Origin of the sequence: Candidatus Aquarickettsia rohweri, assembly GCF_003953955.1 — a bacterium.
Classification (GTDB): domain Bacteria; phylum Pseudomonadota; class Alphaproteobacteria; order Rickettsiales; family Midichloriaceae; genus Aquirickettsia; species Aquirickettsia rohweri.
In genome coordinates this window covers 1-6184 of record NZ_RXFM01000089.1, presented here as the reverse complement: position 1 = coordinate 6184, position 6184 = coordinate 1, and the positions used below count along the sequence as shown (strand labels likewise).

Genomic DNA, 6184 nt, shown 5'->3' with positions numbered 1-6184 from the left:
GTCTTGAATTGTCATTTGATAGGTTGATAAAAATGAGACTGCATGTATTTGGTTTTGGTGGGTTACAAGTTTTAATTACTTCTTCAGTTATTGCTTTTGTACTTTATTATTATTTTAATTTTTCTACATCAATATCAGTTGTTGTTGGGGCTGCACTTGCGTTGTCTTCAACTGCAATAGTTCTTCAGGTGATATCAGAATCAGGTAGACAATCTAGTCAAGTTGGAAGATTGTCACTTTCAATGTTGCTAATGCAAGATCTGGCAGTTGTTCCACTCTTAGCAGTTACGCCATTGTTAGATGATAAAGCCGAAAATATGATGCAGGTTATTGGAATAAAAAGTTTAACTGCATTAGGAGCAATTATAATAATTACTATATTTGGCAGATTATTTTTGAGGCCATTTTTCTCATTGGTTGCATCAGTTAAAACAGATGAGGTTTATGTTACTACAGCTTTATTAATTGTCCTTGGTGCTGCATGGATAACAAATTATCTAGGTTTATCTTTTGCTATGGGTGCGTTTATTGCTGGGATTTTAATTGCTGAAACAGAATATAGAAATAAAATAGAAGATAGTATACATCCGTTTCAAGGTCTTTTTTTAGGGTTATTTTTTTTGAGTATTGGGATGACCATAGATATAGAATTTATAAAGGAAAAATTTAAAGGTGTAATATTTGCGGCTTTTACATTGATTTTTATAAAAGCAAGTATAATATTATTTCTTTGTAAAATATTTAGATTGAGATGGGGAGCAACTGTACATTCAGCTTTGCTTTTATCTCAAGGTAGTGAATTTGCATTTATATTATTTAATTTAGCTGCAAGTAAAGGTATTATTGACTCTAAATCTTCAGAATTTATGTTAATGGCAGTTGCAGTTTCTATGGGTATCACACCATTGCTTTCTATGATTGGGTCAAAAATAGAAGATAGATTAGATTCCAAAGAAGAACTTGATAGTAATCAAGAATTTAAAGGTATAAGCGATTTAAATGAACATGTTATAATAGCAGGATTTGGAAGGGTAGGGAGGATAGTAGCTTATATGTTAAGCAAAGAGCAAATGAATTATGTTGCAGTTGAAAGTAATGCTAGAATTGTAAAAAAAGCTAGACAGCAGGGATTTCCAGTTTTTCAAGGTGAGATAAGTGATAATAATACTCTTCGAGCATTGGGTGCAAAAAGAGCTAAGGCAATAATTTTAACAATGAGTGAGAGGGTGACGCTTAGAAAAACTACTAAAAAAGTTACTATAAACTATAAAAATGTTAGAATAATTTCGAGAGCAGGTGATTATAAACATAGTAAGGATTTAAGAAAATTAGGAGCTGAAAGTGCAATTCCTGAGAGAATCGAAGTTGGGTTGCAGTTAGGTGGTATAGCTTTAGAGAATTTAGATTCTGTAAAACATAATATTCTTTCTATCAAAGAAGAAATTAGAAAAAATAATTATTCAAAAATTGAAGAAAATGAGTTATTTAAATGCTAAATTATAATTAGGTGCTTTAAGTGATACATCAAAGATTAGTAAATTTTGCATTGTTATTTCATCAAGCTGTTCACAAAGGGCTTCTTCTTTTTAGTAGCACTGTTTTAGCTATAGTTATTGCTAATTCACAATTTTATGATTTATATCATCATTTTATTGAGCAAAATTTAGAAATATCATTAGGGCAAAATTCTTTTTCATTATCTGTGCATGCATGGGTTAATGAATTTTTAATGGCAATCTTTTTTCTTGTGGCTGGTATGGAGATAAAGCGTGAAATGATAGATGGTCATTTAAAAAGCAGATCTCAAAGAATTTTGCCAATAGTTGCTGCCTGTTTTGGTGTAATATTCCCTGTGTTAATCTATATTGCTTTAAATTATCAAGATGATATTGCTATGCAAGCTTGGGCAATTCCTGCTGCAACAGATATTGCATTTGCTCTTGGTGTTTTTGCAGTTTTTGGTAGAAGATTGCCTTTAACTTTAAGAGTTTTTTTAACAGCTCTTGCTATTATTGATGACTTGATTGCTGTTATTATTATTGCGTTATTTTACAGTGGTACATTATATTTGAATTATTTTTTACCAATAGCACTTTGTTTATTGATATTATATTTGCTAAATAAATCTAAAATTTCTGCTTTAGGACCTTATTTGATTGTTGGTTTGTTTATGTGGTATTTTTTCTTGAAATCAGGCATTCACTGTACTATTTCAGGTGTGATTTTAGGTATTTTTATTCCATTAAAGTTATCTGAAAATAATTTCCCTCTAAAGAGATTAAAGAAAATACTAGCTCCATATGTTGAGTATATGGTGTTGCCATTATTTGCATTTTCAAATAGTGGAATTTGTTTTAAATCAATTAACTTTGATTCTTTATTGCATCCAGTTGTAATTGGAATAACTTGTGGATTGGTTATTGGTAAAACAATAGGAATTTCTTTTGCTTTACATATTTTAAAGGCTTTGAAAATAATTAATTTGCCAGAGAACGTGGAGATGAGGCATTATTATTATGTTTCAATACTCTGTGGTATTGGTTTTACAATGAGTTTATTTATAGGATTAATAGCATTTGAACATAATGCAATTTATTTAGAACTTGCAAAAATAGGCATAATACTTGGATCATTAATTTCTACGTTTTTTGCAATAATATTAATGAAAATTTTTAAATGATTGTTTAGAATGGATGATTAAAAATTTTGAATGGAAAATTGCTAAGAAATATGTGGGATATAATAATCATTTTATTTCCTTGGTAAGTTATTTAGCAACTATAGGCATTGCTTTAGGAGTTATGATATTGATAATAGTTATGTCTGTAATGAATGGTTATGAGGTAGAGTTGATAAAAAAGATTTTAGGAATTAATGGCCACATCTCTATAAGTGCGTATAATGGTAAAATAACTAATTATATTGATTATATTGATAAAATCAAAGCTAATCAGAATGTTAAATTTGTTGCTCCCGTAGTGACAGGCCAAGCATTAGCTGAAGGAAAAGATAATTCAACAGGAGTGTTAGTTAGAGGTATGGATTTTAAATCCTTGAAGCAAAAACCTATAATGAAAGATGCATTTATTTTTAAAAATAATCAAACAAAATTTGATACAGATGAGATTTATATAGGGAATGCTCTTGCAAAAAATTTAAGACTACATTTGGGGGACAAAGTTAGGTTAATAGTTCCTAAATTTGATGAAACAATATTGGGTACAATGCCTAAAATTAAAACTTTTTATGTAGCAGTAATATTTGATATTGGAATGTATGAATATAATGCTAGTACAGTTTTTATGCCTATCAATACTGCTCAACTAATGTTTGATATTAAAAATTCAATCACTGAGATAGAGGTGATAGTGAATAATATAAAAAATATTGAGAAAGTAAAAGAAAGCATTTTAAAAAATATAGCAAATCCAAGTATTTTAATAACTGATTGGGGAGCGGCTAATCAATCTCTTATATCTGCACTTAGAGTTGAAAGAAATACAATGTTTTTAATCTTAATTTTTATCGTAATGATTGCTGCATTTAATATAATATCTGGCCTTACAATGTTAGTTAAAGAAAAATACAAGAGTATTGCTATTCTTAGAGCAATTGGAGTATCTAGGACATCAATAATAAAAATATTTGTTTTAGTTGGTTCTTTTTTAGGATTTATTGGAATTTTAACTGGTGCAATACTAGGTATGTTATTTGTTGTTAATATAGATAATATCAAAGAGATATTAGAGTCTTTGACTGGGGTAACATTATTTGATCCAATGATTTATTTTTTAACATCTTTGCCATCTGAACCAGATTTTAATGAAATTATTAGTATAGTTTTTACAGCTATGATAATATCTTTGCTTGCAACTATATATCCTGCTTGGAAAGCTGCAAATATGATGCCATCAGAGGCTTTAAGATATGAATGAGTTTTTACTATGAATAATTTTGTTAATGAATTACAAACTAGGGAATTTATATATCAATCTACAAATCTAGTTGATCTAAAGAAGAGTATTGAATCTAATAAAATCAAAGCCTATGTTGGTTTTGATTGTACAGCTAAATCCCTTCATGTTGGGAATTTAATACAGATAATGATGTTGAGGTGGTTGCAAAAATTTGGCCATCAACCAATAATTTTACTTGGGGGTGGAACTACTAAGATTGGAGACCCATCAGGAAAAGATGAAGCAAGGAAAGTATTGGGTTTTAGTGATATAGAAGAAAATAAAAATTCAATAAAAAAGGTGTTTGCTAAATTTTTAAATTTTAATTCTGAGAACAAAGCTATTGTTTTAGATAATGATGAGTGGTTAAAAGATATAAATTATATTGATTTCTTAAGAGATTTTGGAAAGTACTTTTCAATTAACAGAATGATAAATTTTGAAAGTGTTAAACTTAGATTGGATAGAGAGCAGTCACTTAGTTTTTTAGAGTTTAACTACATGCTTCTTCAAGCTTTTGATTTTTATCACCTGTATAATAAAGAGCAATGTGTTTTACAAATGGGTGGATCTGACCAATGGGGAAATATTGTAAATGGTGTTGAATTAATTAGAAAGAAACTAGGAAAAGAAGTTTATGGATTAACCTCACCTCTTTTAACCACTAGCAGTGGTGCTAAGATGGGAAAAACTGCAAGTGGTGCTGTTTGGTTAAATGAAGAGCTGCTTTCACCTTATGAATATTGGCAATTTTGGAGGAATACTGAAGATGCTGATGTAATTAAATTTTTGAAATTATTTACAGAACTGCCTTTAAAATATATTGATGAATTGTCAAAATTATCTGGAAAGGAAATCAATGATGCTAAAATCATCTTAGCAGATGAAGCTACAAAGTTATGTCATGGAATTGAAGCTGCAAATTCTGCAAAATCTACATCTAAACAAACATTTGAAGCTAATAATATAGACAATAATTTACCAAAATATGAAGTTTCATCTATCGAAATAAAAAATGGGATGGCACTTTTTAAATTGTTAATTTCTTGTAATTTGGCAGCATCCAATAGTGCAGCGAGAAAGCTTATACAAGGGAATGGTGTAAGAATAAATAACAATGTAGTAAATGATATAAATTATATAATCAAAATTAAGGATTTTAATAATAGTAATCTAAAACTATCAGTTGGGAAGAAAAAACACATGCTGATTAAATTAACAACTTGACTTATATATAAAAAAAATTATTACTAAAAAAAAATAATAACATTGGTTAGTATGAGTAAAAATTCATTTTCAAAAATTTTTTTATGCCTTTTTGTTTTATCTTTTTTAGCAGGATGTGCTAGAGACTTATCAAACAGCATGTATGTAAGCGATTCAACAACAAACTTTACCTTAGAGGGAACAGTTATAGCTGTTCGTCCTGTCACAATAAGAGATTCAGACAGATTGCAAGGCAATTCAACTGGATTGGCTACAGGTGCATTAGTAGGTGGAGTTGCTGGTAGTAATGTTGGTGGTGGTTCTGGAAGAGTAGCTGGTGCTGTAGGTGGCGCTGTTTTAGGTGGATTAGTTGGTGCTGCGATGCAAGATTCACTTAGTACAAGTAAGGGATTAGAATATACTGTTAAAGTTGATATTTCTAATATTAAAGATACATATTATGAAGGAAATGCAGCACTTAGAAATGTTATTGCTGCTGCAAGGATTAATGGATTGTTGACAATTGTACAATCTGAAAAAGACCAACTTCACAAAGGGCAAAAAGTTTTTGTAGTTTTCTCTGATAATCGTACGAGAGTAATTCCTGCACAATAATTCATTAAGATAACATATGTCATTAAAAAATAAGTTAATATATTTATTTATTTTTATATTAGTTGGATGTGCGCCTATTACAATTAGGCAAGCGCCTAACTATAAAACTGTATTAGCTAATTATAAAACAATGGTGTTGTTGCCAGTTGAAGTAGAAATGAAATCTATAGATGCGTAAGCGCTAAAATAAGGGCATCTAGGCAAGAATAAAAATAAGTGGTAGAACAAAAGCCTAAAAAAATAGAGGCTAATGATGCTATTAGAAAAAAAGAAAAAAAGAATAAGTAATGAAAAATGGAAAGAGCTAGTAGAAGAATATAAAAAAAGTAATGTAAGTAAATATGAATTTTGTAAGCAAAAGAATGTGCCGAGAAGTACATTTTATAAATGGCACAGAATTCTTGTAG

7 protein-coding genes are annotated in these 6184 nt (G+C 29.4%); all 7 read left to right on the top strand.

Annotated features, from left to right (window positions below):
• Positions 1 to 1496: cation:proton antiporter domain-containing protein (locus EIC27_RS05720; RefSeq protein ID WP_126045131.1), on the top strand; the 1496-nt coding region annotated here is incomplete at its 5' end.
• 20 nt (positions 1497 to 1516) lie between these two features.
• Complete coding sequence (gene nhaA / locus EIC27_RS05715; protein WP_126045130.1) at positions 1517 to 2680, top strand: Na+/H+ antiporter NhaA; 1164 nt, start codon at positions 1517 to 1519, stop codon at positions 2678 to 2680.
• Positions 2681 to 2693: 13 nt separating this feature from the next.
• Positions 2694 to 3935, top strand: coding sequence for a lipoprotein-releasing ABC transporter permease subunit (locus tag EIC27_RS05710; protein ID WP_126045129.1), 1242 nt, complete (start codon positions 2694 to 2696; stop codon positions 3933 to 3935).
• Between the two features lie 9 nt (positions 3936 to 3944).
• Positions 3945 to 5183 carry a tyrosine--tRNA ligase gene (gene tyrS, locus EIC27_RS05705; protein ID WP_126045128.1) on the top strand — a complete coding sequence of 413 codons (1239 nt, stop codon included), beginning with the start codon at positions 3945 to 3947 and terminating at the stop codon, positions 5181 to 5183.
• Positions 5184 to 5234: 51 nt separating this feature from the next.
• Entirely contained in the window at positions 5235 to 5777 is a 543-nt protein-coding gene (locus EIC27_RS05700; RefSeq protein WP_205702355.1) for an outer membrane lipoprotein, read from the top strand.
• A 16-nt stretch (positions 5778 to 5793) separates the two neighbouring features.
• Positions 5794 to 5955 (top strand): hypothetical protein, encoded by a 162-nt coding sequence (locus tag EIC27_RS07100; RefSeq protein WP_154663852.1) that lies wholly within the window; start codon positions 5794 to 5796, stop codon positions 5953 to 5955.
• Between the two features lie 72 nt (positions 5956 to 6027).
• The coding region (tnpA, locus tag EIC27_RS08355) for an IS66 family insertion sequence element accessory protein TnpA (RefSeq protein ID WP_410519448.1) at positions 6028 to 6184 on the top strand (157 nt) is incomplete at its 3' end.